Origin of the sequence: Corynebacterium meitnerae (genome assembly GCF_027570075.1) — a bacterium.
Taxonomy (GTDB): domain Bacteria; phylum Actinomycetota; class Actinomycetes; order Mycobacteriales; family Mycobacteriaceae; genus Corynebacterium; species Corynebacterium meitnerae.
Map to the genome: position 1 here is coordinate 1 of NZ_JAKMUS010000032.1, position 1761 is coordinate 1761.

Here is a 1761-nt window from a genome sequence, read left to right on the forward strand (position 1 = left end):
TTCGGTCTGCGGACTTTTTGTGACCCCTGTTTTTGGTCTTCTGTGTTGATTAGCTTGCTGTGACCAAGGCTCGTTGTTGAGCCAGGGTTGTGTACTTGCCGTCTGGACTGGCGGTAGTAAGTCGATGATGGACAAACCAGTCCAGATAGTCTTCAAGATAGCGGATGAATTCTTCGGCCGTGAGTTTTTCAGGCCTGATGTCTGCTGCGTAGAGCTCTCGTTTGATCAACCCGAAGAATCCTTCCACCCGCGCGTTGTCCCCACTGTTGCCTAGCCGGGATAACGATGGGCGGATGATCCAGGCTTTGTCACATGCTTTGCCTGGTTGGCATGTGGGACATTGGCCCTGGTTGTGGGTGTGATCTGTGAGCAGTTCCACCCAGTCTTTATGCCGGTAGTGCCAGCCACGATCCGAATGAATCATTGGCTGATGTTCAATGTTGAGGGCTTCTTTTGCCTGGGTGAGCATGCTGTTGACCAGCTCAGTATTGGGGCTTGTGGAAACGGTATATGTCACCGGCATGTTGTCGTAGAAGTCGATCATCGGACTGAAGTAGACCTTGGCGTCTAAGCAGGCGAATTCAGTGATATCCGTACCGAATTTCTCATTGGGTCTATCAGCGTAGAAATCGTGTACGAGATCGGGCTGGTTGTTGTCACGCCGTTGTGTAGCAAGAGCTCGATAACGTGCTGACACCGTCGTCTTATTAGCGGTGACAGTGTCGATATCACCCACCAAACACCGGTTATCAGGTCTGTGGGCTGTTTCGCCTTTGTACGAGCGGTATTTCAACGTGCGTTTGGACTTGGGGTGAAGGTTTTCTTCTGACATGATGGCCCGAATCGTTTTCTCCCCAACGGTTAGTCCCTGTCGCCGGCACACGGCATAAACCCTGCGATACCCGTAGATACCGTGGCTGTCTTGGCAGGCTTTCACCACAGCAGAACGCACCTGCTCTTTACGGCTTGCCGGTGGGTTATACAGCCTGCGACGTGCGTTTTTAAACGTGTTGATGTTCAACCCGTAATAGCTACACGCTTTCTTTACCGTGTATCCGAATCCCCGGAGATCTTCGACTGCTGCTGCGACTTCGATACTGGCAGCGTCCTCCGGGCTGGTGCTTTTCCCGCTGACTTCATCACCTGCCTAAACAGTGCTTGATCCGCTAAACGCATAAACCGTTCATGTTCAAGCATGGCCTTTAACTCGTCTGGATCATCAGGCAAAGCCGCACGATCAAACGGACGCTCATCAAGGTTGCCATCATCCTTAACAGGGATACCCGTAGCTGGTTGCGAGGACTTAGTAGCCGATTTCCTAGGGGTGCGACGTTTCTTTTCCACACGCCACAGTGTGGCCTGTTCAAGCTGCTCAGGGCTCATCCCACGCCGCTTTTCCTCATCCGGAGCAAACTCCAATGCCCACAAACACACCGATGACCGCGAGACCCCAAAGCGTAACGCCACATCAGTACCAGAGGCATCCGTTGTCAGATACTCCCTCACAACCGCAGCAATCTCAGCTGCAGAACGATGATGTCCCGACACCTTCACCCCATGTTTAGCATCATGCACCCAGCACCTGACTGTGCACGCAGCTGGAACCGGATCAAACCCCTCCTTCGCCAACTGCCGATGAACCTGAAAGGAATTCATCCCCTTCCCACACAACTCCAACGCACGCTGCCGCACTGACTGTGGATAACCCATCTGAAACTTCCTTCCCGAAGACCAAATGGGTGACAGAATGTCCGCACCGCG

Annotated in this window: 2 protein-coding genes; both read right to left on the reverse strand. The window is 53.0% G+C overall.

The features are described from left to right. Positions 1–49 precede the first annotated feature (49 nt). Positions 50–1021 (reverse strand): DDE-type integrase/transposase/recombinase, encoded by a 972-nt coding sequence (locus L8U60_RS10680; RefSeq protein WP_269966347.1) that lies wholly within the window; start codon positions 1019–1021, stop codon positions 50–52. Positions 1022–1044: 23 nt separating this feature from the next. Further along, positions 1045–1761 (reverse strand): hypothetical protein (locus L8U60_RS10685; RefSeq protein ID WP_269966348.1); only part of this gene is annotated, 717 nt, incomplete at its 5' end.